This window comes from Kitasatospora arboriphila (assembly GCF_039528095.1).
Taxonomy (GTDB): domain Bacteria; phylum Actinomycetota; class Actinomycetes; order Streptomycetales; family Streptomycetaceae; genus Kitasatospora; species Kitasatospora arboriphila.
Window position 1 is genome coordinate 92,574 of the sequence record NZ_BAAALD010000002.1, and the last position, 24,828, is coordinate 117,401.

26 protein-coding genes are annotated in these 24,828 nt (G+C 73.7%); 25 read left to right on the forward strand and 1 reads right to left on the reverse strand.

The window, feature by feature from the left end:
• Positions 1–162: 162 nt before the first annotated feature.
• On the forward strand, positions 163–750 hold the full coding sequence (locus ABD353_RS01550) for a hypothetical protein (RefSeq protein WP_344621592.1): 588 nt from the start codon (positions 163–165) through the stop codon (positions 748–750).
• A 69-nt stretch (positions 751–819) separates the two neighbouring features.
• On the opposite strand, the gene ABD353_RS01555 is transcribed toward ABD353_RS01550, so the two are convergent.
• Positions 820–1,107, reverse strand: a complete 288-nt coding sequence (locus tag ABD353_RS01555) for a ferredoxin (RefSeq protein WP_344621593.1) — start codon at positions 1,105–1,107, stop codon at positions 820–822.
• Positions 1,108–1,352: 245 nt separating this feature from the next.
• Here ABD353_RS01555 and arc point away from each other — a divergent pair, with 245 nt between their 5' ends.
• The 24 genes from arc (at position 1,353) to ABD353_RS01675 (ending at position 24,825) form a co-directional block, all read left to right on the forward strand.
• Entirely contained in the window at positions 1,353–3,119 is a 1,767-nt protein-coding gene (gene arc, locus ABD353_RS01560) for a proteasome ATPase (RefSeq protein ID WP_344621594.1), read from the forward strand.
• Between the two features lie 91 nt (positions 3,120–3,210).
• On the forward strand, positions 3,211–4,722 hold the full coding sequence (gene dop, locus ABD353_RS01565; RefSeq protein WP_344621595.1) for a depupylase/deamidase Dop: 1,512 nt from the start codon (positions 3,211–3,213) through the stop codon (positions 4,720–4,722).
• A gap of 137 nt (positions 4,723–4,859) precedes the next feature.
• Complete coding sequence (locus ABD353_RS01570; protein WP_030274209.1) at positions 4,860–5,078, forward strand: ubiquitin-like protein Pup; 219 nt, start codon at positions 4,860–4,862, stop codon at positions 5,076–5,078.
• A 195-nt stretch (positions 5,079–5,273) separates the two neighbouring features.
• A complete protein-coding gene (gene prcB / locus ABD353_RS01575) occupies positions 5,274–6,113 on the forward strand; it encodes a proteasome subunit beta (RefSeq protein ID WP_344621596.1) in 840 nt (279 codons plus the stop codon).
• Between the two features lie 36 nt (positions 6,114–6,149).
• Positions 6,150–6,929 carry a proteasome subunit alpha gene (prcA, locus tag ABD353_RS01580; RefSeq protein ID WP_344621597.1) on the forward strand — a complete coding sequence of 260 codons (780 nt, stop codon included), beginning with the start codon at positions 6,150–6,152 and terminating at the stop codon, positions 6,927–6,929.
• 165 nt (positions 6,930–7,094) lie between these two features.
• Entirely contained in the window at positions 7,095–8,456 is a 1,362-nt protein-coding gene (gene pafA, locus ABD353_RS01585) for a Pup--protein ligase (RefSeq protein WP_030274214.1), read from the forward strand.
• Positions 8,457–8,576: 120 nt separating this feature from the next.
• Positions 8,577–9,572 carry an FKBP-type peptidyl-prolyl cis-trans isomerase gene (locus ABD353_RS01590; RefSeq protein WP_344621598.1) on the forward strand — a complete coding sequence of 332 codons (996 nt, stop codon included), beginning with the start codon at positions 8,577–8,579 and terminating at the stop codon, positions 9,570–9,572.
• A 316-nt stretch (positions 9,573–9,888) separates the two neighbouring features.
• Positions 9,889–11,178: an FKBP-type peptidyl-prolyl cis-trans isomerase gene (locus ABD353_RS01595; protein WP_344621599.1), complete on the forward strand. Its 1,290-nt coding sequence runs from the start codon at positions 9,889–9,891 to the stop codon at positions 11,176–11,178.
• Positions 11,179–11,330: 152 nt separating this feature from the next.
• Positions 11,331–11,702: an FKBP-type peptidyl-prolyl cis-trans isomerase gene (locus tag ABD353_RS01600; RefSeq protein WP_344621600.1), complete on the forward strand. Its 372-nt coding sequence runs from the start codon at positions 11,331–11,333 to the stop codon at positions 11,700–11,702.
• Between the two features lie 160 nt (positions 11,703–11,862).
• Positions 11,863–12,837 (forward strand): helix-turn-helix transcriptional regulator, encoded by a 975-nt coding sequence (locus tag ABD353_RS01605; protein WP_344621601.1) that lies wholly within the window; start codon positions 11,863–11,865, stop codon positions 12,835–12,837.
• 4 nt (positions 12,838–12,841) lie between these two features.
• The gene (locus ABD353_RS01610) at positions 12,842–13,798 is read left to right on the forward strand and encodes a helix-turn-helix transcriptional regulator (protein ID WP_344621602.1); all 957 of its coding nucleotides are present in this window, start codon (positions 12,842–12,844) and stop codon (positions 13,796–13,798) included.
• A 3-nt stretch (positions 13,799–13,801) separates the two neighbouring features.
• Positions 13,802–14,032 (forward strand): hypothetical protein, encoded by a 231-nt coding sequence (locus tag ABD353_RS01615; protein WP_344621603.1) that lies wholly within the window; start codon positions 13,802–13,804, stop codon positions 14,030–14,032.
• 20 nt (positions 14,033–14,052) lie between these two features.
• Positions 14,053–14,217: a hypothetical protein gene (locus tag ABD353_RS01620; protein ID WP_344621604.1), complete on the forward strand. Its 165-nt coding sequence runs from the start codon at positions 14,053–14,055 to the stop codon at positions 14,215–14,217.
• Between the two features lie 251 nt (positions 14,218–14,468).
• A complete protein-coding gene (gene tatA, locus ABD353_RS01625; protein WP_344621605.1) occupies positions 14,469–14,741 on the forward strand; it encodes a Sec-independent protein translocase subunit TatA in 273 nt (90 codons plus the stop codon).
• A 118-nt stretch (positions 14,742–14,859) separates the two neighbouring features.
• The gene (gene tatC, locus ABD353_RS01630) at positions 14,860–15,750 is read left to right on the forward strand and encodes a twin-arginine translocase subunit TatC (RefSeq protein WP_425555056.1); all 891 of its coding nucleotides are present in this window, start codon (positions 14,860–14,862) and stop codon (positions 15,748–15,750) included.
• A gap of 166 nt (positions 15,751–15,916) precedes the next feature.
• The gene (locus tag ABD353_RS01635; RefSeq protein WP_344621607.1) at positions 15,917–16,354 is read left to right on the forward strand and encodes an AraC family ligand binding domain-containing protein; all 438 of its coding nucleotides are present in this window, start codon (positions 15,917–15,919) and stop codon (positions 16,352–16,354) included.
• A complete protein-coding gene (locus tag ABD353_RS01640) occupies positions 16,321–17,547 on the forward strand; it encodes an NAD(P)/FAD-dependent oxidoreductase (protein WP_344621608.1) in 1,227 nt (408 codons plus the stop codon). The genes ABD353_RS01635 and ABD353_RS01640 overlap by 34 nt, the downstream gene beginning before the upstream one ends.
• Entirely contained in the window at positions 17,544–17,864 is a 321-nt protein-coding gene (locus ABD353_RS01645; protein ID WP_344621609.1) for a (2Fe-2S)-binding protein, read from the forward strand. Before ABD353_RS01640 ends, ABD353_RS01645 begins: the two co-directional genes overlap by 4 nt.
• Positions 17,845–19,293, forward strand: a complete 1,449-nt coding sequence (locus tag ABD353_RS01650) for an FAD/NAD(P)-dependent oxidoreductase (protein ID WP_344621610.1) — start codon at positions 17,845–17,847, stop codon at positions 19,291–19,293. The genes ABD353_RS01645 and ABD353_RS01650 overlap by 20 nt, the downstream gene beginning before the upstream one ends.
• 117 nt (positions 19,294–19,410) lie before the next feature.
• Positions 19,411–20,319: a dihydrodipicolinate synthase family protein gene (locus tag ABD353_RS01655; protein ID WP_344621611.1), complete on the forward strand. Its 909-nt coding sequence runs from the start codon at positions 19,411–19,413 to the stop codon at positions 20,317–20,319.
• A gap of 144 nt (positions 20,320–20,463) precedes the next feature.
• On the forward strand, positions 20,464–21,465 hold the full coding sequence (locus tag ABD353_RS01660) for a proline racemase family protein (RefSeq protein ID WP_344621612.1): 1,002 nt from the start codon (positions 20,464–20,466) through the stop codon (positions 21,463–21,465).
• A gap of 74 nt (positions 21,466–21,539) precedes the next feature.
• Complete coding sequence (locus tag ABD353_RS01665; RefSeq protein WP_344621613.1) at positions 21,540–22,880, forward strand: aldehyde dehydrogenase family protein; 1,341 nt, start codon at positions 21,540–21,542, stop codon at positions 22,878–22,880.
• Positions 22,877–23,917: a proline racemase family protein gene (locus tag ABD353_RS01670; protein WP_344621614.1), complete on the forward strand. Its 1,041-nt coding sequence runs from the start codon at positions 22,877–22,879 to the stop codon at positions 23,915–23,917. Before ABD353_RS01665 ends, ABD353_RS01670 begins: the two co-directional genes overlap by 4 nt.
• Complete coding sequence (locus ABD353_RS01675; RefSeq protein WP_344621615.1) at positions 23,914–24,825, forward strand: ornithine cyclodeaminase family protein; 912 nt, start codon at positions 23,914–23,916, stop codon at positions 24,823–24,825. Before ABD353_RS01670 ends, ABD353_RS01675 begins: the two co-directional genes overlap by 4 nt.
• Positions 24,826–24,828 lie beyond the last annotated feature (3 nt).

The following is a 24,828-nucleotide window of genomic DNA, read 5'->3' on the forward strand; positions in this document are numbered from 1 at the left end:
TCGCGCCCCCGGACCTGTCCGTGCCGGGCGCAGCGACCGGGGGAGAGGTCTGTCCGGCGGGCGCGGCGAGGTGGGGGGAGACCCCTCGCGGGGACGGCGGGCACCCGGGCCCGGGGGAGCCCTGACAGCGAGCACCAGCAGCGGCCGAGGGCGGAGCAGACCATGACCACGAGCGGCGTGACCAGCGGCGGACCGAAGGCACCCGGGCATGCGCGCAGCGGGCTGAAGCACTGGGCACTGGTCGCCGCCGGGTGCGGCGCGGTGGTGGCCGGGGCGCTCGCGGCGGACCCGGCGCAGGGCACGCCGACGCCGGTGCGGCCCACCGCGGAGCCGGTGCCGGCGGCCGCCGCACCCGACCCGGGGAAGGCCGAACTTCCCCTTGACTGCGGGCCCTTCGGGGTGTCCGTGGCACTGCGGGCCAGCGCGACGGTGGACGGCGTGCCCAGCACGGTGGTGGCCGCGCACTGCGCGGCCGGCAACGGCACCCCGCCGGACGGCGTCTACCTGATCACCAACGGCCCGGACGGCCGGCCGAAGGTTGCCGAGACGCTGCTCGACCCGGTGAAGGACGGCCTCACCGTCACCGCGCTCACGATCCGCAGCGACGGTGCGATCCGCGGCCACGCCCAGGGCTGGTCCTCGGACGACGTGCCGCGCTGCTGCCCCGACCGGGCGGTGGACCTCAGCTGGACGCGGCAGGGCGAGGACTGGGTGCGGGCGCAGAGCGCCGTGCCCGCCGGACAGGTCTGACCGGCGCCCGCGGGGGCTGACGGGCCGTCCTGCGGGGGCCGGGCTGAGCCGGGCTCAGCCCGGCCGCGCTCACTCGGCGTCGGGGCCGTACACCTCGACCCGGTCGTGCACCCGGCGCACGTGGATGCAGTCGCCGGGGCAGTCCTTGGCGGAGTCCACCACGTCCTGAAGCAGGGTCAGCGGGACGGGCACCGTCTCGCCGGGCTGCTGGCGCAGCTCGTCGTCCTCGCCCTTCACGTAGGCGAGGCCGTCGATGTCCAGCTCGAAGACCTCCGGCGCGTACTGCGCGCAGATGCCGTCGCCCGTGCACAGATCCTGGTCGATCCAGACTTCGAGCTCTTCGCCGGTGGCCGACATGTTCCCTGCCGTTTCTGTCACGGAACGCCCCGCTTTGCGCGGCATTTCCACTCGCACTCCAGAGCCGACCTTACCCCCGCCCTGCTTTGAACCGTTGAGCGGTGGGCACATCCACTACCAGAGGGGACGCAACGCAAGGGCGAAGATCGGACACGCCCGATCCATCTTTCTGATCTAGGGGTTTACAGACCCCTGGCTGCAGGTAGGTTTGGGTCGTCCAGCTCCCCCAGGAGGAGGTGAGGACCGTGGCAGCCCACGATGACGACTACAACCGCAGCGCCGGCCGGCCCGCTCGTGGTTCCGACGAGGCCGCGCAGGTCTCGTACCTCGAGCAGGAGATCGCCGTCCTGCGTCGCAAGCTCGCCGACTCGCCGCGCAACTCGAGAATCCTCGAGGAGCGCATCGTCGAGCTCCAGACCAACCTGGCCGGTGTCACCGCCCAGAACGAGCGGCTCGCCGCCACCCTCCGCGAGGCCCGCGACCAGATCGTGGCCCTCAAGGAGGAGGTCGACCGCCTCGCCCAGCCGCCGGCCGGGTTCGGCACCTTCCTCGAAGCCAACGAGGACGGCACCGTCGACATCTTCACGGGCGGCCGCAAGCTGCGGGTCAACGTGAGCCCGAGCATCGACCCCGAGGAGCTGCGCCGCGGCCAGGAGGTCATGCTCAACGAGGCCCTGAACGTCGTGGACGCGATGGCCTTCGAGAGCATCGGCGACATCGTCACCCTCAAGGAGGTCCTGGAGGACGGCGAGCGCGCCCTGGTGATCGGCCACACCGACGAGGAGCGCGTCGTCCGGCTCGCCGAGCCGCTGCGCGACCTCACCCTGCGGCCCGGCGACGCGCTGCTGCTGGAGGCCCGCTCCGGCTACGTCTACGAGGTGGTCCCGAAGTCCGAGGTCGAGGAGCTGGTCCTCGAGGAGGTCCCGGACATCGACTACCGGCAGATCGGCGGTCTGGGCACCCAGATCGAGCAGATCCGCGACGCGGTCGAGCTGCCCTACCTGCACGCCGACCTCTTCAAGGAGTACGAGCTGCGCCCGCCCAAGGGCGTCCTGCTCTACGGCCCGCCCGGCTGCGGCAAGACGCTGATCGCCAAGGCGGTCGCGAACTCGCTGGCCAAGAAGGTCGCCGAGGTCACCGGCCGGCCCCAGGGCAAGAGCTACTTCCTCAACATCAAGGGCCCCGAGCTGCTCAACAAGTACGTGGGCGAGACCGAGCGGCAGATCCGCCTGGTCTTCCAGCGGGCCCGGGAGAAGGCGAGCGAGGGCACGCCCGTCATCGTCTTCTTCGACGAGATGGAGTCGCTGTTCCGCACCCGCGGCTCCGGCGTCAGCTCGGACGTGGAGAACACCATCGTCCCGCAGCTGCTGGCGGAGATCGACGGCGTGGAGGGCCTGGAGAACGTCATCGTCATCGGCGCCTCCAACCGCGAGGACATGATCGACCCGGCGATCCTGCGGCCCGGCCGCCTGGACGTCAAGATCAAGATCGAGCGGCCGGACGCCGAGGCGGCGAAGGACATCTTCTCCAAGTACCTCAAGGACTCGCTGCCGTTCCACCCGGACGACGTCAAGGAGCACGACGGCTCGGTGCCCGCCACCGTGGCCGCCATGATCCAGTCCGTGGTCGAGCGGATGTACTCGGAGACCGAGGACAACCGCTTCCTCGAGGTCACCTACGCCAACGGCGACAAGGAGGTCCTGTACTTCAAGGACTTCAACTCCGGCGCCATGATCCAGAACATCGTGGACCGGGCGAAGAAGATGGCCATCAAGGACTTCCTCGACCACGGCCAGCGCGGCCTCCGCGTCTCCCACCTGCTCGCCGCCTGCGTGGACGAGTTCAAGGAGAACGAGGACCTGCCCAACACCACCAACCCGGACGACTGGGCCCGGATCTCCGGAAAGAAGGGCGAGCGGATCGTCTTCATCCGCACCCTCGTCACCGGCAAGCAGGGCGCCGAGTCCGGTCGGTCCATCGACACTGTCGCCAACACCGGGCAGTACCTGTAAGGACCGCGAACCCTCCGTCCGGCTGCGGTGCCCACCCGCCCCGCAGCCGGACGGCGCGTCTCACAGGACCACTACGGGCAAGGAGGGCCGCATGACCGTACGCCGCGTGATGGGCATCGAGACCGAGTACGGGATCTCCGTGCCCGGCCACCCGAACGCCAACGCCATGCTCACCTCGTCCCAGATCGTCAACGCCTACGCCGCGGCGATGCACCGGGCCCGCCGGGCCCGCTGGGACTTCGAGGAGGAGAACCCGCTGCGCGACGCCCGCGGCTTCGACCTCGCGCGCGAGGTGGCGGACGCCAGCCAGCTCACCGACGAGGACATCGGCCTCGCCAACGTCATCCTCACCAACGGCGCCCGGTTCTACGTGGACCACGCGCACCCCGAGTACAGCTCGCCCGAGGTGACCAACCCCCGCGACGCGGTGCTCTGGGACAAGGCCGGCGAGCGGATCATGGCCGAGGCGGCCGCCCGCGCCCTGGAACTGCCCAACGGGCAGAAGATCCACCTGTACAAGAACAACACCGACAACAAGGGCGCCTCCTACGGCACCCACGAGAACTACCTGATGAAGCGGGCGACGCCGTTCGCCGACATCGTCCGCCACCTCACCCCGTTCTTCGTCTCCCGCCAGGTGGTCACCGGCGCCGGCCGGGTCGGGCTCGGCCAGGAGGGCTCCGCGAACGGGTTCCAGATCAGCCAGCGCGCCGACTTCTTCGAGGTCGAGGTGGGCCTGGAGACGACCCTCAAGCGGCCGATCATCAACACCCGCGACGAGCCGCACGCCGACGCCGAGAAGTACCGCCGACTGCACGTGATCATCGGCGACGCCAACCTCTCGGAGATCTCCACCTACCTCAAGCTGGGCACCACCTCGCTGGTGCTGGCGATGATCGAGGACGGCTTCATCGCCGTCGACCTGGCCGTCGACCAGCCCGTGCGCACCCTGCACCGGGTCTCGCACGACCCGGGCCTGACCCACCTCCTCCAGCTGCGCAGCGGCCGCAAGCTCACCGCCGTCCAGCTGCAGATGGAGTACTGCGAGCTGGCCCGCAAGTACGTCGAGGACCGCTGGGGCCAGGACGCCGACGACCAGACCATGGACGTGCTCGCCCGCTGGGAGGACGTGCTCGGCCGGCTGGAGCGCGACCCGATGAGCCTGTCCAAGGAGCTCGACTGGATCGCCAAGCGCGAACTGCTGGAGGGCTACCGCCAGCGCGACGGGCTGGACTGGGACAACCCCCGGCTGCACCTGGTGGACCTGCAGTACAGCGACGTACGGGCCGACAAGGGCCTCTACAACCGCCTGGTGGCCCGCGGCCGGTTCGAGCGCCTGCTCACCGAGGACGAGGTCACCCGCGCGGTCTCCAAGCCCCCGGAGGACACCCGGGCGTACTTCCGCGGACGCTGCCTGGAGCAGTACGCCGAGCACGTCGCCGCGGCCTCCTGGGACTCGGTGATCTTCGACCTGCCGGGCCGCGACTCGCTGCAGCGGGTGCCCACCATGGAGCCGCTGCGCGGCACCAGGAGCCACGTCAAGGAACTCCTGGACCGCTGCCGGACGGCCGAGGATCTGGTTCGTGTACTGTCCGGAGGGTAACTCTTCGATCACCTGGGGTGAAATCCCTGCCGAAGGGGAATCATTCCGGTGAGCGCCGAGCGTTGAACGTAAACCGGGCGCGAATGCCGTACCCGGCGGATAGGGTCTGACCACACAGAGCGAGCGGGGTGAGGGAAATGGCTGGTAAGGACACCGGCGGCGGCCAGCAGCGGGCGAACCGCTCCTCCGAAGAGGTCGAGGAGCAGTCCGCAGAGGCGCAGGCCTCCGACGACCTGAAGGAGCGCCAGGAAAAGCTCAGCGACGACGTCGACGCCGTCCTGGACGAAATCGACGAGGTCCTCGAGTCGAATGCCGAGGATTTCGTCCGCGGATTCGTGCAGAAGGGCGGCGAGTAGGAGGGGGCATTCCCTTCCTGAAACCGCGCCGCGGAGACCGCGCTGCAGGTGTGTCACGGCATGCCTGCAGCGCGCTCTGCTCCCACCGCCCGCAGCGGCGCCGCCGATCGTGTGGATCAAGGGGCGCCGACGCGGGTAGGGTCCGGACATCAGCTGCTCGACCGACTGCTTGACCGTCAACACGGAAGGAATCGTGTGGAAGCCAACACTGGTGGCACCGGGCGTCTACCGGCCGCCTTCCTGACCCCCGGGTCCTCGTCGTTCATGGACTTCCTCGGCCGCCAGGCGCCGGAGCTGCTGCCCGGCAACCGCCGCCTCCCCGAGGGCGTGCTCGAGGCGCCGCACGGCACCACCATCGTCTCCGCGGTCTTCGACGGCGGCGTGGTGATCGCCGGTGACCGCCGCGCGACCATGGGCAACGTGATCGCCCAGCGCGACATCGAGAAGGTCTTCCCGGCCGACGAGTACAGCGCCGTCGGCATCGCCGGCACCGCCGGCCTCGCCGTCGAGATGGTCCGCCTCTTCCAGCTGGAGCTGGAGCACTACGAGAAGATCGAGGGCGCCGTGCTCTCCCTGGAGGGCAAGGCCAACCGGCTCACCACCATGATCCGGTCCAACCTGGCGATGGCCATGCAGGGCCTGGCCGTGGTGCCGATCTTCGCCGGCTACGACCTCGACCTCGGGCGCGGCCGGATCTTCACCTACGACGTCACCGGCGGCCGTTCCGAGGAACGCGGCTTCGCCGCCACCGGCTCCGGCTCGGTCTTCGCCCGCGGCTCGCTGAAGAAGCTCTACCGCGACGACCTCGGCGGCGAGCAGGCCGCCACCCTCGCGGTGCAGGCGCTCTACGACGCCGCCGACGACGACTCCGCCACCGGCGGCCCCGACCTGGCCCGCGGCATCTTCCCGATCGTCTCGCTGATCACCGAGGACGGCTTCCGCCGGCTCGGCGACGACGAGGTGTCGGAGATCGCCATGTCCATCACCGCCGGCCGCCGCGAGCACCCCAACGGGCCGCAGGCCCCGCTGCTCTAGTCCGCCACCCACCCAGGAAGAAGGGGACGACCGCCGGTGTCCACACCGTTCTACGTCTCGCCTCAGCAGGCCATGGCGGACCGCGCGGAGTACGCCCGCAAGGGCATCGCCCGCGGCCGAAGCGTGGTCGTGCTCACCTACGCCGACGGCATCGTCTTCGTCGCGGAGAACACCTCCCGGGCGCTGCACAAGGTCTCCGAGATCTACGACAAGATCGCCTTCGCCGCGGTCGGCCGGTACAACGAGTTCGAGAACCTGCGCATCGGCGGCGTCCGCTACGCCGACCTGCGCGGCTACTCCTACGACCGCGCCGACGTCACCGCCCGCGGCCTCGCCAACGTCTACGCCCAGACCCTCGGCACCATCTTCTCCTCGGTCGGCGACAAGCCCTACGAGGTCGAGCTGGTCGTCGCCGAGGTCGGCCGCACCGACGGCGACGACCAGATCTACCGGCTCACCCCGGACGGCTCGGTCGTCGACGAGAAGAACTACGTCGTGGTCGGCGGCAACGCCGACTCCATCGGCAACTACCTCGGCCAGCGGCACCGGGCCGGCATGGCCCTCACCGAGGCCCTCAAGCTGGCCGTCGACGGCCTCGCCCGCGACCCCAACGGGGGCAGCCCGCGCGCCATGACGCCGGAGCAGCTGGAGGTCGCGGTGCTGGACCGCAAGCGCGTCCAGCAGCGCAAGTTCAAGCGCATCCTGGGCAGCCAGCTCGGCCGCCTGCTCGGCGGCGACGCCTCCGCCGCCGAGGACGAGGCGCCCGCCGCCGACGAGCCGCCGGCGGCCGAGGGCGGGGCGCCCGCCGCCGAATAGCCCGCACGTGTGAATCCCGTACGGCACCCCACCGGTGCCGTGCGGGATTCACGTGCGCCTTCCGGGATTTGACGCGGCGCCGTGTTCGGATTGCCGGCGACACCGTGACCTTTTCGGCTCCGCCGAAGGGGTTTCGAAATGCCCCCGGAAGAGAAAAGATGCCTCATGGACCGCCGAATTTTCGGGCTGGAGAACGAGTACGGTGTCACGTGTACGTTCCGGGGACAACGGCGTCTGTCTCCTGACGAGGTGGCCAGGTACCTCTTCCGCCGCGTAGTTTCCTGGGGCCGCAGCAGCAATGTCTTCCTGCGCAACGGTGCACGCCTCTACCTCGACGTGGGCTCGCACCCCGAGTACGCCACTCCCGAATGCGACGACGTCACCGAGCTGGTGACGCACGACAAGGCGGGCGAACGCATCCTGGAGGGCCTGCTCGTGGACGCCGAGCGACGGCTCCACGAGGAGGGCATCGCCGGCGACGTCTACCTGTTCAAGAACAACACCGACTCGGCCGGGAACTCCTACGGCTGCCACGAGAACTACCTCGTGGCCCGGCACGGCGAGTTCTCCCGGCTGGCCGACGTCCTCATCCCCTTCCTGGTGACCCGCCAGCTCATCTGCGGCGCCGGCAAGGTGCTGCAGACGCCGCGCGGCGCGGTCTACTGCGTCAGCCAGCGGGCCGAGCACATCTGGGAGGGCGTCAGCTCGGCGACCACCCGCTCCCGTCCCATCATCAACACCCGCGACGAGCCGCACGCCGACGCCGAGCGCTACCGCCGGCTGCACGTCATCGTCGGCGACTCCAACATGTCGGAGACCACCACCCTGCTCAAGGTCGGCGCCACCGACCTGGTGCTGCGCCTCATCGAGGCGGGCGTGGTGATGCGCGACCTCACCCTGGAGAACCCGATCCGGGCGATCCGCGAGGTCAGCCACGACCTCACCGGCACCCACCAGGTCCGGCTCGCCAACGGCCGCGAGGCCAGCGCGCTGGACATCCAGGAGGAGTACTTCACCAAGGCGCTGGAGTTCGCGGACCGCAAGGGCCTGAACACCGGCACGGTGGCCCGGGTGCTCGACCTCTGGGGGCGCACCCTGGAGGCCGTCCGCACCGAGGACCTGGAGAAGGTCTCCACCGAGATCGACTGGATCATGAAGTACCGGTTGATCGAGCAGTACCGCGAGAAGCACCAGATGACGATGTCCAACCCGCGGGTCGCCCAGATCGACCTCGCGTACCACGACATCCACCGCCGCCGCGGCCTGTTCTACCTGCTGCAGAACAAGGGCCGGGCGGCCCGGGTCACCACCGACCTCAAGACCTTCGAGGCCAAGTCGGTGCCCCCGCAGACCACCCGGGCCAGGCTGCGCGGCGACTTCATCCGCCGGGCGCAGGAGCAGCGGCGCGACTTCACGGTGGACTGGGTCCACCTGAAGCTGAACGACCAGGCGCAGCGCACCGTGCTGTGCAAGGACCCGTTCCGGTCGGTCGACGAGCGGGTGGAGAAGCTCATCGCGGGCATGTGACGCCCGCGCCGGGCACAGGCGGCCACGAGGGGTGGCGTCCGGGTGGGTCCGGGCGCCACCCCTCGCGTGCGTGCTTGCGCCTCCCCGGCTGCGGCGTCCCCGGGCCATACGCTGGCGACCATGCGACGAATCGCCGGACTGCCGGCCGTGCCCCTCGCCGCCCTGCTCGTCGCGGTGCTCGCCGCGTGCAGCAGCGGCTCCTCCGGATCCTCCGCCGCCTCGCCCGCCGCCTCCGCCTCGGCCACCGCGGTGCCGAGCCCGGTGGAGTCCGCGGACCCGATGCCCACCGTCTCCGGCGACTTCGGCTCCAAGGCCCAGATCACCCTGCCGCAGGGCCAGCCGAGCGGCGAGTTCGTCGTGAGCGTCGTGCACGAGGGCGACGGCGCGACCGTCGCCAAGGGCGACTGGGTGACGGTCAACTACACGGCCAAGGACTGGACGACCGGCAAGGACGTCTCCAGCTCCTACGACACCGGCGGCAAGCCGCAGCTCTACCAGGCCGGCAGCGGCCAGCTGGTGCCCGCCTTCGACCAGGCGGTGCTCGGCAAGAAGGCCGGCAGCCGGCTGCTGGTGGTGGCGCCGCCGGCGGCGGGCTTCGGCACCTCCGGGAACACCGCGGCCGGGGTGGGCGGCCAGGACACCGTGGTCTTCGTCCTCGACATCCTCGACGTGGTGCCGCCGGACTCGACCGTCTCCGGGGAGATGACCCAGCCGCCCGCGACCGCGCCGCAGGTCAAGGACAACGGCAAGCAGGCGCCGACGATCACCATCCCGGCCGGGCAGAGCCCGCCCACCGAGCTGCAGACCTACGTGCTGATCAAGGGCGACGGCAAGCCGGTGCAGTCCGGGCAGCAGCTGCTGGTGCAGTACACCGGCGTGCTGTGGTCGGACGGCTCGCAGTTCGACTCCTCCTACTCGCACGGCGGCGCGCAGGCCCTCCAGGTCGGCACCGGCAGCCTGATCAAGGGCTGGGACCAGGGCCTGGTCGGCCAGACCGTCGGCAGCCGGGTGATGCTCGTGGTGCCGCCCTCGCTGGGCTACGGGAACCAGTCCAGCGGCCCCGTCCCGGCCGACGCCACGCTGGTGTTCGTCATCGACATCCTGGCGGCCGTGTAGCGGCCCGCCCGGGCCCGGGGCGTGCGCAGGGCGCGCCCCGGGCGGTTCCGAGCGCGCCCCGGGCGGGTTCCGGACGGGCCGGGGGGCGGGTTCCGGACCGGCCCCGCGGAGGTTCCGGGCAGGTTCGGGAGAGGCCCGCGGGAGATCGGTCCCCGTACGACCGGTCCGACACGCCCGGGGCCGGGTGACGGGCACAACGATCGCGCACCGGGAGGGCCCGTCCTCATGCGGACCTGACATACTGCTGGCGTTTTCGGCACCGTGGCAGCGCCGTCAGGTCCGGCGAGGGCGTGGCGGGCGAGATGGATGGGGAGCAATGTCTGAGAAAGCGTCGAGCCCGGGCGAGGCCGGTACCGCCGCCGACCCCGCGGCCGCACGGCCCGGCGGCCCGCTGCCCGGCGACGGCGAGTCGATCGTCGTCCCGCCCGCGATCCTGAAGCAGCAGGCCGGCTGGGGCCAGGCCCCGGCCCGTCCCGCCGGCGAGAAGGACGAGGAGCCGCAGGTCTTCGCCTCGACCGTGCGCCGCAAGGACCTGTCGGAGGCCGGCTATGACGAGGACCCGCCCGGCGCCGGCCGCCTGGGCGCGATCCTCGGCACCGTGCTGGCCGTCCTGCTGGTCGGCAGCTGCATCACGCTCTACATGGTGAACAAGGACGACGGGAAGTCCTCCGCGGCCTCCACCCCGGACGCGGCGGCCACCGCATCGCCGACGCCCTCCGCCGACCCGGTGCCGCCGATCAAGGACAACGCCAAGGTGCTGCCGACCGTCACCGGCGAGTTCGGCACCAAGGCGACCATCGCCCTGCCCAAGGAAGCCTCCGACGGCACCTTCGTCGTCAAGGAGCTCAAGTCCGGCGACGGCGCCAAGGTCGACAAGAACACCTGGGTGACCGCCGACTTCTCCGCCATGAACTGGAGCACCGGCAAGGAGATCGAAGGCTCCTACAAGAGCGGCAAGCCGCAGCTCTTCCAGGCCGGCGCCGGCAAGCTGATCCCGGCCCTCGACCAGGCCGTCACCGGCCACAAGGCCGGCAGCCGGCTGCTCGTGGTCGCCCCGCCGGCCGCCGCCTTCGGCTCGCAGGGCAGCAGCGGCATGGGCGTCGGCGCCAAGGACACCCTGGTGTTCGTGATCGACATCAAGAACGCCACCGCCCCGGACACCGTGCTCAGCGGCGACATGACGGCCCCGCCGGCCGACATGCCGAAGGTCAAGGACAACGGCAAGAAGCCCGCCGACATCACCCCGGTGCCCGGCACCCCCGAGGTCAAGGACCTCAAGTCGCACGTCCTGATCCAGGGCAAGGGCCGCAAGATCGAGGCCGGCGAGAAGGTCCTCGTCCAGTACACCGGCGCGCTGTACAAGGACGGCAAGGTCTTCGACTCCTCGCTCAAGCGCGGCCAGGCCTTCACCTTCGTCACCGGTGGCGGCGGCGTCATCGAGGGCTGGGACAAGGGCATCACCGGGCAGACCGTCGGCAGCCGGGTCGAGCTGGTGATCCCCGCCTCGCTCGCCTACAAGGACCAGGCACAGGGCGACATCCCCGCCAATTCGACACTGGTCTTCGTGATCGACATCCTGGATGCCGGCGTCGGCGCCCAGGACTAGTCCCGGGGCGGACGACCGGGGCCGTTCCCGGCCCGTGCGACACGTCGCGCGGTCCGGGAATGGCCCGGACGGGCAGCGGCGCGCCGTACGGTGGACCGCAGCGGTGCCTGCCGCCCCGTCATGCCCGTACCACCGAACGAGATGAGTCTGTTGTGAGCCTTTCCAAGCCGGAGATCGACTTCCCGGGCGGCGAGCCGCCGGCGGAGCTTCAGATCCGCGACATCGTGGTGGGCGACGGCGCCGAGGCCAAGGCCGGCGCTGTCGTCGAGGTGCACTACGTCGGTGTCACCTTCTCCACCGGCGAGGAGTTCGACGCCTCCTGGAACCGCGGCCAGACCTTCCGCTTCCCGCTCGGCGCGGGCCGCGTCATCAAGGGCTGGGACCAGGGCGTCCAGGGCATGAAGGTCGGCGGCCGGCGTGAGCTGGTCATCCCGCCGAACCTGGCGTACGGCAACCAGTCGCCGAGCCCGCTGATCCCCGCGGGTTCCACCCTGATCTTCGTCGTCGACCTGCTCGGCGTCTGAGACACCCCCGCAGCGCCGGGCCGCACCCCCTCGGGGGAGCGGCCCGGCGCTGTCGTCGTCCGGTCCGGACGGGCTCGGCTTTTGCTCAGCGTGCCCGGACCGGTACGGTCGGGTCCGCCGGATCACGAAGGTGCCGGTCGGACGGACAGGAAGGTCAGCGATGGCGATCGCGAAGGCGGAGCGGTTGATGAACCTCGCCCTCTGTCTGATGAACACCAGACGGCCGCTCTCCAAGAAGGAGCTGCGGGAGTCCGTCGAGGCCTACCGGGAGGCCTGGCAGCAGGGCAGCGAGGACGCGTTCAACCGGATGTTCGAGCGCGACAAGGACGACCTGCGCGAGCTCGGCCTGGTCATCGACGTCGACGAGAACGCGCTCGACGGCGAGATCGGCTACCTCGCCCGCCGGGACCGCAACCGCCTCCCCGAGATCGTCCTCGACGCCGAGGAGGCCGCCGCCCTCACCCTGGTCGCCCGGGTCTGGCAGCAGGCCAAGATGTCCGGTGCGGCCAGCGGCGCCCTGCAGAAGCTCAGGGCGGCCGGCGTGCCCTTCGCCGAGGACGCCGAGCACACCGCGCTGCAGCCGCGGATCCCCGCCCGCGAGGCCGCCTTCGAGCCGCTGCTGGTCGCCGCCCGCGACCGGCGCCCGGTCACCTTCGACTACCGCAAGGCCGGCGCCTCCGCCGCCGAGCAGCGCGCCGTCGAGCCGTGGGCCCTCGAGTGCTGGCGCGGCCACTGGTACCTGGCCGGCTACGACCGCGACCGGCAGAGCGCCCGGGTCTTCCGGCTCAGCCGGATCACCGGCAAGGTCCGCTCCCGGGCCGGCAGCTTCACCGGCGAGGTCCCCGAGCACGTGGACGTCCGCGCGCACGTCGCCCGGTTCGCGGGCGAGGGCGCCGTCACCGAGGGCGCCACCGCCACCGTCCGGCTCCGCCGCGGCGCCGCCTTCCCGCTCCGCGGCCGGGCGATCGCCACCACCCGCGTCGACGAGCAGTGGGACGAGCTGGAGATCCCGTACGGCTACGGCCTCGGCGCCGACCTCGCCGAGTTCGGGCCCGACGTCGTCGTCCTCGGGCCGGACGACCTGCGGGCGGACGTCATCGACCGGCTGCGCGCCGTCGCCGGAGTGGGGGAGTAAGGGCATGAGCAACGCGATCGACCAGACCCGGCGGATGCTCTCGCTGGTCACCTACCTGCGGGAGCGCCCCGGCGCCGAGGTGGCCGAGGTCGCCCGCGCCTTCGGCATCACCGAGCGCGAGCTGATCGGCGACCTCCACGTGCTGCCGATGTGCGGCACCAGCTTCCGCGGCGGCGACCTGCTCGACATCGACACCGACGGCGACCGGATCTGGTGGCACAACGTCGACGACGTCGCCCAGCCGCTGCGCCTGGCCGCCGACGAGGCCACCGCCCTGCTGGTCGCCGCCCGCGCGGTGGCCGGCCTGCCGGGCCTGCGCCGCCGCGACCGGGAGGCGCTCACCCGCGCCGTCACCAAGATCGAGGACGCGGCCGGCGAGAGCGCCGAGTCCAGCGCCCGGGTCGGCGTGACCTTCGAGGCCGAGGGCCAGGTCTTCGCCGACATCGACCGCGCGCTCACCGAGGGCCGCCGGCTCTGGCTGCGCTACTGGTCGCACGGCCGCGGCGGCATGACCGAGCGCGAGGTCGACCCGATCCGCCTGGTCGCCGAGGGCCACACCTACCTCGAGGCCTGGTGCCGCACCTCCGAGGACCGCCGGATCTTCCGGCTGGACCGGGTCGCCGAGATCAAGGTGCTCGACGAGCCCGCCGACCCGCCGCGGATCGAGCCGCGCGACCTGTCCGCGGGCCTGGTCAACCCGGCCGCCGACGACCCCGAGGTGATCGTCGAGGTCGGCCCCGGCGGCCGCTGGGTCGCCGAGTACTACACCCACGACAAGGCCGAGGAACTGCCCGACGGCGGACTGCGGATCACCCTGCGCAGCGCCGACCCGTCCGGGCTGCGGCCGCTCGCCCTGCGGCTCGGCCGGGACGGCCGGATCGTCTCCCCGCCGGCCCTCGCCGAGCAGGCCCGCGAGGCGGCGCTCGCCGCCCTCGCCGGCTACCCGGAGGGGCAGGCCTGACGGGTGGGGTACGGCACCAGATTCCAGGTCTACTGCTCGCAGTGCCGGGAGAAGGTCGAGCTCCCGGCGGAGGACTTCCGGCTGGTGCTCGGCCCGACCCGGGAGCGCACCTTCTACGGCTTCGTCTGCCCGGAGTGCGGGGTGTCCGTCCGCAAGCCGGCCGGGGAGAAGATCGTGCAGGCGATGACGGCGGCCGGGGTCAGCACCATGCGCCTGCTGCCGGTGGAGGGCTGACCGACCGGTAGGGTCGTGCCATGCCGTGGACCCTCACCGCCGCCGTCCTGCTGGCCACCGCCGGCCTGCTCGTCCTGGGCGTGCTCGCCGTCCGACTCTGGGCGGGCGTCCGCTCGCTGGCCCGCGCGGTCGACTCCGCCTCGCGGGCCCTGGCCGCAGCGGCGGCCGACCTTCCGGGCCGCTGACCTCCCGGACGGCGGATCTGCCGGGTCGCCGACCTCCTGGACGGCTGACCTCCCGGGCGGCCGACCTCTCGGGCCTCCGATCTGCGAGGCCGATCACCGGACCGGTGTTCCCGACGGCCGGGTACCCTCGTGGCAGGCCCCGCGGTGCGGCCGGGGCCGCAGTGGGACGGCGGTTGCCGGGCGGCAGCCGGCAACGACTACCATCGCCCGCAACGGGGAGGACGCGCCCCGCTGAGGGAATGGTGGTGCACATGCGCATCTCGCCGACGGCGATCCTGGTGGTCGCGGTCCTCGCGGTGCTGCTCTTCGGGGCGAAACGCCTGCCGGACGCCGCGCGGGCCCTCGGCCGGACGTTGCGCATCCTGCGCAGCGAGGCCAAGGCCCTGCGGACGGACGGCGCCGGTGCGCCGCCGCAGGCGCGGCCCGCGGCGGAGCCGGCACCGATGACGATCAAGCGGGCACCCGGGTCGGGCGACGCCCGTCCGGTCGGTGCCGCCGACCACGGCGCGGCCCCCCGGGGCTGAGCCGGCACCCACGGCCATCGGGGGCCCGCCGTCCGGCGGGCTCCGTCGTACGAGTTGAGGACCGGGCTTGAGCAAGTCTTCCAAGGCGCCGAAGCCGCCGAAGGACCCCGAGGGCCGGATGGCGCTCGCCGACCACCTGCGCGAGCTCCGCAACCGGGTGGTCAAGTCGGTCCTGGCCATCGTGATCACCACCGTCGTGGCGTTCTACTTCCACCGGGAGCTCACCAACTTCCTGCTCGAGCCGCTTCCCTCGTGCGGTGAGAAGGGTCTGACGGCCACCGGCGAGCGGTGCGGTGTGGTGTCGACCATCGGCCTGCTGACGCCGTTCACCCTCGCGTTGAAGGTCAGCCTCACGGCCGGCGTGGTCGCGGCCACCCCGATCTGGCTGTACCAGCTGTGGGCGTTCGTCGCGCCGGGCCTGCACAAGCACGAGCGCAAGTACTCGATGAGCTTCCTGGCGGCGGGTGTCCCGCTGTTCCTCGCGGGCGCCGTCCTCGCCTACCTGATCCTGCCCGCCACCGCGAAGATGCTGATCTCCTTCGCACCGACCGAGACCGTGCCGATCATGCCCGCCGAGGACTACCTCGACGTGGTGACCCGGATGGTGCTGGTCTTCGGCGGTGCCTTCGAGCTGCCGCTGCTGCTGGTGATGCTGAACCTGATCGGCGTGCTGAGCGGCAAGCGGTTGCTCGGCTGGTGGCGCGGCATGGTCATGGGCATCACCGTGTTCGCCGCCTTCGCGACCCCCAGTGCCGACCCGCTGAGCATGCTCGCGCTGGCCGCGCCGATCTGGGCGCTCTACTTCCTGGCGGCGGGCATCGCCGTGCTCAACGACCGCCGCCGGGCGCGGCGCAACCCGGACGCCGGGCTGGGCGACGAGGAGGCCTCGCACCTGGACCTCTCGGTCGAGGGCGTGGACGGCCCCGAGTCGATCGAGGCCTCGGCCGCCCCCGAGGCGCCCGCGCCGGTGCCGGCCGCCCGCACCGAGCAGATGGACGACATCACCTGATCCGTGCACTCCACCGGAAGCCCCGGACCGCCGAGCACCCGGCGGACCGGGGCTTCCGGCGTTGGGGCGGCTTCCGGCGCTGTGCCGGGGGCGGACGGGTCCGATGGGGTGTGATGGGAGTGACGGGAAGAACCCCGCCCGGGGCGTCCCGGAGGAGGCGTGCAGCATGCCGAAGGTGACCACGCAGAGCCCGGCCGACGGGGCCGCGCCCGCCCTCGCCCGGCGCGGAGAGCTGGAGGGCTGGACGGTCGACCACGTCGAGTTCCGGCAGCCGGTGGACGGTGCGGCGGCGATGGCCGGCCTGCCCGGCGGTTGCAGCTGCCCGCACTGGGGGTACGTGCTCCGCGGCCGGATGGCCTTCCGGTTCGCCGACCACGAGGAGGTCTTCGAGGCGGGCGACGTCTTCCACCTGCCGCCGGGCCACGTGCCGCGGATCGCGGCCGGTACGGAGATCGTCCAGTTCAGTCCGACCGCGCAGCTCCGGGCCTTCGAACAGGCGGTGGCCGCGGCGGCGGAGGACCGGCCGGGGTGGCCCTTCCCAGCCGCTGAGCCATGTGACATATTACTGTGGTGCTCACGCAACCCAGCCACGACGTCGTGGTGATCGGCGCCGGCGTCGTCGGGGCCGCCTGTGCCTACTACGCCGCCCGGGCCGGCCTGCGGGTCGCCGTGGTCGACCGCGGCCCGGTGGCCGGCGGCACCACCGGCGCCGGCGAGGGCAACCTGCTCGTCTCCGACAAGGAGCCCGGCCCCGAACTCGACCTCGCCCTGCTCTCCACCGGCCTCTGGCGCGAGCTCGCCGAAGAGCTCGGCCCGGCCGTCGAGTACGAGCCGAAGGGCGGCCTGGTGGTGGCCGCGGTGCCCGCCGGCCTCGACGCCCTGCGGGGCTTCGCCGCCCGGCAGCGGGCCGTCGGGGTGCAGGCCGAGGAGATCCCCGCCGACGAGCTGCCCGCCCTCGAACCGCACCTCGCCCCCGGCCTCGCCGGCGGCGTCCACTACCCGCAGGACGCCCAGGTCCAGCCCGCCCTCGCCGCCGCCCACCTGCTGCGCGCCTCCGGCGCCGACCGCCACCTCGGCGAGACCGTCCGGGCACTGCGGACGACCGCCACCGGCGCCGTCTGCGGTGTGGTCACCGACCGTCGGGAGCTCGCCGCCGCCGCGGTGGTCAACGCCGCCGGCACCTGGGGCGGCGAGGTCGCCGCCCTGGCCGGGGTCGACCTGCCGGTGATGCCGAGGCGCGGCTTCGTGCTCGTCACCGAGCCGCTGCCGCGGATCGTCCGGCACAAGGTGTACGCCGCGGACTACGTGGCCGACGTGGCCAGCGGCTCCGCCGCCCTGCAGACCTCCGCCGTGGTCGAGGGAACCCCCGCCGGGCCGGTGCTGATCGGTGCCAGCCGGGAGCGGGTCGGCTTCGACCGCACCCTGTCGGTCGAGGTGCTGCAGCGGCTCGCCGCGCAGGCCGCCGCGCTGTTCCCGGTGCTCCGCGGGGTCGCCGTCCAGCGCGCCTACCGCGGCTTCCGCCCCTACCTGCCCGACCACCTGCCCGCCGTCGGCGCCGACCCGCGGGTGCCCGGGTTGTACCACGCCTGCGGCCACGAGGGGGCCGGCATCGGGCTCGCCCCCGCCACCGGCCTGATGATCGCCCAGCAGCTCACCGGGCAGCCCACCGCGCTCGACCCGGCGCCCTTCCGCGCCGACCGCTTCCCGGCCCCCGCACCTGCGGGCACCGGCGCCGAGCAGGCCGCCACCGGGCCGTCCGTCACCGGGCCGTCCGTCACCGACCGAGGAGAGGCATGACCGCGGACCGCACCCCCGCCCGGCTGGCCGACGCCAGGCCGGGGCCGGGCCACACCATCGAGTTCGACGGCCGGCCGGTGCCCGCGCTGCCCGGCCAGAGCATCGCCGCCGCCCTGTGGGCCGACGGCATCCTGGCCTGGCGCCGCACCAGGGTCGGCGGACGGCCGCGCGGCGCCTTCTGCGGCATCGGCGTCTGCTACGACTGCCTCGCCACCGTCGACGGGCAGCCCAACCGGCGCACCTGTCTGATGCCCGCCGAACCCGGCACCGTCGTCACCACCCAGGAGGGCCACGGCCGTGCCGACCTCGCCGTCTGACCCGACCCCGCCGCCCGTTCCCACCGCGGAGCCGTACGACCTCGCGGTGATCGGGGCCGGACCCGCCGGGCTGGCCGCCGCCGTCACCGCCGCCGGACTCGGCCTGCGCTGCGCCCTGCTGGACGCCGCCGAACGCCCGGGCGGCCAGTACTACCGGCATCCCGCGCCCGGCCTCGGCGCCGCCCGCCCGGACCGCCTCCACCACCACTGGCCCGCCTTCGCCGCCCTGCTGGCCCGCCTGGACGCCCAGGTGCGGGCCGGCCGGATCGACCACCTCACCGGCCACCACGTCTGGACGGCCGAGCCGGGCGAGCCCTGGCGGCTGCACGCCGTCGTCGGCCCGGCCGGCAGCGGCAGCGCGGTCGTCGAGGCCCGCCGGGTCCTGCTCGCCACCGGCGCCTACGAACGGCAACTGCCCTTCCCCGGCTGGACGCTGCCCGGGGTGGTCACCGCAGGCGGCGCCCAGGCCATGCTCAAGGCCGGACTGGTGCTGCCCGGCCGCCGGATCGTGGTCGCAGGCAGCGGGCCGCTGCTGCTCGCCGCCGCCGCCTCGCTCGCCGCGGCCGGCGCCCGGGTGCCCGCCGTCGTCGAGGCCGGCGACTACCTCGGCTACGCCCGCACGCCCGCCGCGCTCGGCGCCCTGGCCGCCAACCCCGGCAAGCTCGCCGAGGGCGCCCGGCACGCCGCCCTGCTGCTGCGCCACCGGGTCCGGCTGCGGCCGCGCACCGCCGTCGTCGCGGCGCACGGCGAGGACCGGGTCACCGGCGTCACCGTCGCCCGGCTGGACTCCGCCTGGCGGCCCGTCCCCGGCACCGAGCGGCGGATCGCCTGCGACGCCCTCGCCGTCGGCCACGGACTGCTGCCGCAGATCGAGCTCGCCACCGAACTCGGCGCCCCCACCCGCACCGGCCCGGACGGCGCCGTCGCGCTCGCCGTCGACGAGCGGCTGCGCACCGGCCTGCCCGGGCTCTGGGCGGCGGGGGAGACCTGCGGCGTCGGCGGTGCCGACCTCGCCCTGGTCGAGGGCGAGATCGCCACCCGGGAGATCGCCGGCCGGCCGGTGCCCGCCGCACTGCGCGCGGCGCGCCGCCGCCGACGGGCCTTCGCCGAGCTGCTGGCCGCCGCCCACCGCCCCGGCCCGGGATGGACGGACTGGCTCACCCCGGAGACCGACGTCTGCCGCTGCGAGGAGGTCCCGGCCGCCGCGATCCGGGAGGCCGTCGAGGAGCTCGGCGCCGGCGACGCCCGGACGGTCAAGCTGCTCACCCGGGCGGGCATGGGCTGGTGCCAGGGCCGGATGTGCGGTCCCGCGGTCGCCTGCCTCGCCGGCGGCGGCGGCGAGCCGCGGCCTGACAGCCGCCCGCTGGCCTGCCCCGTTCCGCTCGCGCATCTCGCCGACGCCGTCCCGCGGCCGCCGGACGGTCCCTGAACCGGCCGTCCGAGGCGAGGGCCGGCCGGGACCCGCACACCGGTCGGCGGGTCGCCCTTGTGGCGGCTCACGAAGGTCTATAAAATGTCACACCTCACCACTCAGGAGCGAACCCCCATGACCCGAGTCCCGTACGACCCCTCCCGGCCCTGGCGCGGCATCATGGTCGCCACCGCGCTGCCGCTGCGCGCGGACCTCTCGGTCGACCACGACGCCTACGGCGAGCACGTCCGCCGGCTGATCGACGCCGGGTGCCACGGCGTCGTCCCGAACGGCTCGCTCGGCGAGTACCAGACCCTCACCCCGGAGGAGCGGGCCCGTGTGGTGCGCACCGCCGTCGAGGCCGCCGGCGACGGCGCCCGGGTGATGCCCGGCGTCGCCGCGTACGGCTCCGCCGAGTCCCGCCGCTGGGCCGAACAGGCCGCCGAGGCGGGCGCCGGATCGGTGCTGCTGCTGCCGCCCAACGCCTACCGCGCCGACGAGGCAGCCGTCCGCGCCCACTACGCCGAGGTCGCCAAGGCCGGTCTGCCGGTCGTGGCCTACAACAACCCGATCGACACCAAGGTCGACCTGGTGCCCGAGCTGCTCGCCCGGCTGCACGCGGACGGCTCGATCGTCGCCGTGAAGGAGTTCAGCGGCGACGTCCGCCGCGCCTACCAGATCGCCGAGCTCGCCCCCGGGCTCGACCTGCTGATCGGCGCCGACGACGTGCTGCTGGAGCTCGCCCTGGCTGGCGCGGTCGGCTGGATCGCCGGCTACCCCAACGCCCTGCCGACGGCCTCCGTCGCCCTGTACGAGGCCGCCGTCGCCGGCGACCTCGCCACCGCGCTGCCGCTCTACCGCACCCTGCACCCGCTGCTGCGCTGGGACTCCAAGACCGAGTTCGTGCAGGCCATCAAGCTGTCCATGGACATCGCCGGGCTGCCCGGCGGGCCCTGCCGGCCGCCCCGCGGACCGCTCGCCCCGGAGATCGAGGCGGCCGTCCGCGCCGCCACCGAGAAGGCCCTCGCAGAAGGTCTGTCCTAGGACGCAGGATTGACCGCTCAGGGGCGCGTGGGGCACCTCCCGGCGCCCCACGCGCCCTTGAACCGGCCTCCCGGGCGCCCCTGAACCGGCCTCCCGAGCGCACTTGATCCCACCGACCGACAGACCCGACGAGGGGGAGCGGCCATGCGTAGCCGCCACGTGTTCCACGCCGTCGACTCGCACACCGAGGGCATGCCCACCCGCGTGATCACCGGCGGGTTCGGCACCCTGCCCGGTGCCACCATGGCCGAACGGCGGGTGCACTTCCAGCAGCACCTGGACCACTTCCGCACCCTGCTGATGTACGAGCCCCGCGGGCACGCCGCGATGAGCGGCGCGATCCTGCAGCCGCCGACCCGGCCGGACGCCGACTTCGGCGTGCTCTACATCGAGGTGTCCGGCCTGCTGCCGATGTGCGGACACGGCACCATCGGCGTCGCCACCGTCCTCGTCGAGACCGGCATGGTCGAGGTGCAGGAGCCGGTCACCACCGTTCGGCTGGACACCCCCGCCGGGCTGGTCGTCGCCGAGGTGCGGGTCGAGAACGGCGCGGCGAAGGCCGTCACGATCCGCAACGTGCCGTCCTTCTCGGCCGGGCTCGACCTCAAGGCCGAGGTCCCCGGCTTCGGCACCGTCTCCTACGACCTCGCCTACGGCGGCAACTACTACGCGATCCTGCCGCTGGAACGGCTCGGCCTGCCCTTCGACCGGGCCCGCAAGCAGGAGATCCTCGACGCCGGGCTGGCCGTGATGGCCGCGATCAACGAGAGCGACCGGCCCGTCCATCCCGAGGACGAGTCCATCAACGGCTGCCACCACGTGCAGCTGCTCGCCCCCGGCTCCACCGGGCGGCACTCCCGGCACGCCATGGCGATCCACCCCGGCTGGTTCGACCGCTCCCCGTGCGGCACCGGCACCTCGGCCCGGATGGCCCAGCTCAACGCCCGCGGCGAACTGCCGATCGGCCAGGACTTCGTCAACGAGTCCTTCATCGGCACCACGTTCACCGGACGCATCGTGGAACGCACCACCGTCGCCGGCCGCCCCGCGATCGTGCCGACCGTCACGGGCCGCGCCTGGCTCACCGGCACCGCCCAGTACTTCCTCGACCCCGACGACCCCTTCCCGGCCGGCTTCCTGCTCTGAGAGCGGCGAGCGAGACCCGGCGACCGAGACCGGTGAGCACCCGTCCTCCCGCGCACCCACCCGAAGGACCCGACGTGACCGTCACCTCGTACAACCCCGCCGACCCGACCGACCTGGTGCTCAGCGTCGACGCCGCAGGCGCGGCCGGCACCCGGGCCGCCGTCGAGCGGGCCCGCGCCGCCCAGCCCGGCTGGTACGCCGCCGGGGCCGCCGCCCGTGCCGCCGCACCCGGCCGCGCCGCCGACGCCGTCGAGGCCGCCGCCGAGGAACTCGCCGCGCTCGCCGTCCGCGAGGTCGGCAAGCCGCTCGCCGAGGCCCTCGCCGAGGCCGCCCGCGCGGTCGCCATCCTCCGCTACTACGCCCAGGCGCCCTACGCGCCGGTCGGCGCCGTCCACGACACGGCCGCCGGGCCCGGCCTGCTGCTCACCCGCCGCCGCCCGCACGGCGTCGCCGGACTTGTCACCCCGTGGAACTTCCCGCTGGCGATCCCGGTCTGGAAGGCCGCCCCGGCGCTCGCCACCGGCAACACCGCCGTCCTCAAGCCCGCCCCCGAGGCCACCGCCTGCGCGCTGCGCCTCGCCGAACTCCTCGCCCTGCCCGAGGGCGTGCTCACCGTGGTGCCCGGCGGCGCCGAGGAGGGCGCCGCCCTGATCGACGCCGCCGACGTGGTCTCCTTCACCGGCTCCACCGCCGTCGGACAGCGGGTCGTCGCCGCCACCGCCGCCCGCGGCATCCCCGCGCAGGCCGAACTCGGCGGCCTCAACGCCGCGATCGTGCTGCCCGACGCCGACGTCGAGCAGGCCGCCGACCACCTGGCCGCCGCCGTCGCCGGGTACGCCGGCCAGAAGTGCACCGCCACCGGCCAGGTGATCGCCGTCGGCGCCGCGTACGAACCGCTCCGCGAGGCCCTCGCCAAGCGGCTCGCCGCCGCCGACCGCGGCCCCGTCATCGGCGAGGCCGCCCTCGACCGCCTCACCGGCGCCGTCGGCTCCGCCCGCGACGCGGGGGCGACCGTCCTCACCGGCGGCGGCCGCACCCCCGGCCCCGGCTGGGGCTTCGAACCCGCGCTGCTCGCCGACGTGCCCGCCGACCACCCGCTGCGCACCGAGGAGTACTTCGGCCCGATCGCCGTCCTGTTGCCCGCCGCCGACCTCGACGAGGCGATCGCCCTCGCCAACGCCGGACGGCACACCCTCGCCGCCTCCGTGCACACCCACGACCTCGACACCGCGCTCGCCGCCGCCGACCGGCTCGCCGCCGGGATGATCCGGGTCAACGCCCCCACCACCGGCGTCGACTTCCACCTGCCCTTCGGCGGCACCGGCTCGGCCGGCTACGGCGGACGCGAACAGGGCAGCGCCGCCCTCGAGTTCTACACCGCGAGCCGCACCGTCACGCTCCTCCCCGGCGCATGAGCACCGCACCCGGGCCCGCCGTGGTCGAGGCCGTCGACTACCACACCGCGGGCGAGCCGTTCCGGATCGTCACCGCCGGACTGCCGCCCGTCCCCGGCGAGACCGTCGCCGAACGCCGCGCCGTCGCCATCGGCGCCGGCGGCACCGCCACCGCACCCCGCCCCGGCCCGCTGGACGACGTACGGCGGCTGCTCACCCGCGAACCCCGCGGCCACGCCGGGATGTACGGCGGCTTCGTGGTGCCGCCCGACGACGACGGCGCCCACCTCGGCGTGCTCTTCTGGCACAAGGACGGGTACTCCACCGCCTGCGGCCACGGCACCATCGCCCTCGCCGCGTGGGCCGTCGACACCGGCCGGGTCCCCGCGCCCGCCGACGGCACCGCCGAGGTGCGGATCGACGTCCCCTCCGGCCGGGTCGCCGCCACCGTGCACCGCAGCGGCGGGCGCACCACCGGCATCGCCTTCCGCAACGTGCCCGCCTTCGTCACCGCCCGCGGTCTGGACGTCAGCACCCGGTACGGGCCGTGCACGGTGGACGTCGCCCACGCCGGCGCCTGCTACGCCTTCGTCCGCGCCGCCGACCTCGGGCTGAGCGTCACCCCCGCCCGGCTGCCCGGCCTCACCGCCGCCGGACAGGCCGTCCGCGCCGCCCTCGACGGCCACCCCGCCACCCGGCACCCCGCCGACGACCGGCTCTCCGGCGTCTACGGCACCGTCCTGTACGAGACGCTGCCCGACACCGGCGACGGCCCCGCCCAGCGCAACGTCACCGTCTTCGCCGACGGCCAGATCGACCGCTCGCCGTGCGGCTCCGCCACCTCCGCCCGGCTCGCCCTGCTCGCCGCCGACGGCCTGCTGCCGCCCGGCAAGGCGCTGCGCCACGAGTCGCTGATCGGCACCGCCTTCACCGGACGGGTGCTCGGCGAGCGGGACGGCGGCCTGCTCACCGAGGTCACCGGCACCGCCCACCGCACCGGCGAGCACCGCTTCCTGCTCGACCCCGACGACGACCTCGGAGCGGGCTTCCTGCTGTGATCCCCCACCTGCCGCTCACCCTCGATCCGGCCGCGGCCGTCCGCGCCCTCGCCGACGCGCTCGCGGCCGGCCTCGACCCCGAGACCGCGCCGCCGCGCACCGCCGTCCCGGTGCCGGCCGGCGAACTGCTGCTCATGCCCGCCGCGGCCGGCCGCTACGCCGGCGTGAAGATCGCCGGGGTGGCACCCGCCAACCCCGACCGCGGCCTGCCCCGGATCACCGGCGGCTACCTGCTGCTCGACGGGCCCACCCTGCAACCGCTCGCCCTGCTGGACGGCGCCGCCCTCACCGCGCTGCGCACCCCCGCGGTCACCGCCCTCGCCCTCGACCGGCTCGCCGCCCCCGGCGCCCGGCACCTGGTGCTGTTCGGCACCGGACCGCAGGCGTACGGGCACCTCGACGCGCTCCTCGCCGTCCGGCCGCTGGAGCGGGTCACCGTCGTCGGCCGCCGCCCCGGCCCCGCCGAGGAGCTCGCCGCGCACGCCCGGGCCCGCGGCACCGCCGCGGCGGTCGGCGGACCGGAGGCCGTGGCCGGGGCCGACCTGGTCGTCTGCTGCACCACCGCCCGCACCCCGCTCTTCGACGGGCGGCTGGTGGCGCCGCACGCCGCCGTCGCCGCGGTCGGCTCGCACGAACCGGACGCCCGGGAGGTCGACACCGCGCTCGTCCGCAGGTCGGCGCTGTACGCCGAGGCCCGGTCGGCGGCCCTGCGGGAGGCCGGGGACCTGGTGGCGGCCTTCGCCGAGGACGGCCCGGCACCGCTTGCTAATCTTTCAGAACTGGTGACGGGCGCGGCAGTTGTCCCCCATGATCGGCCACGGCTGTTCAAGAGCGTCGGCATGGCCTGGGAGGACCTCGCGGTCGCCGCCGCCCAGTACAAGAGCACCACCGGGCTCAGCGCAACGTGACAT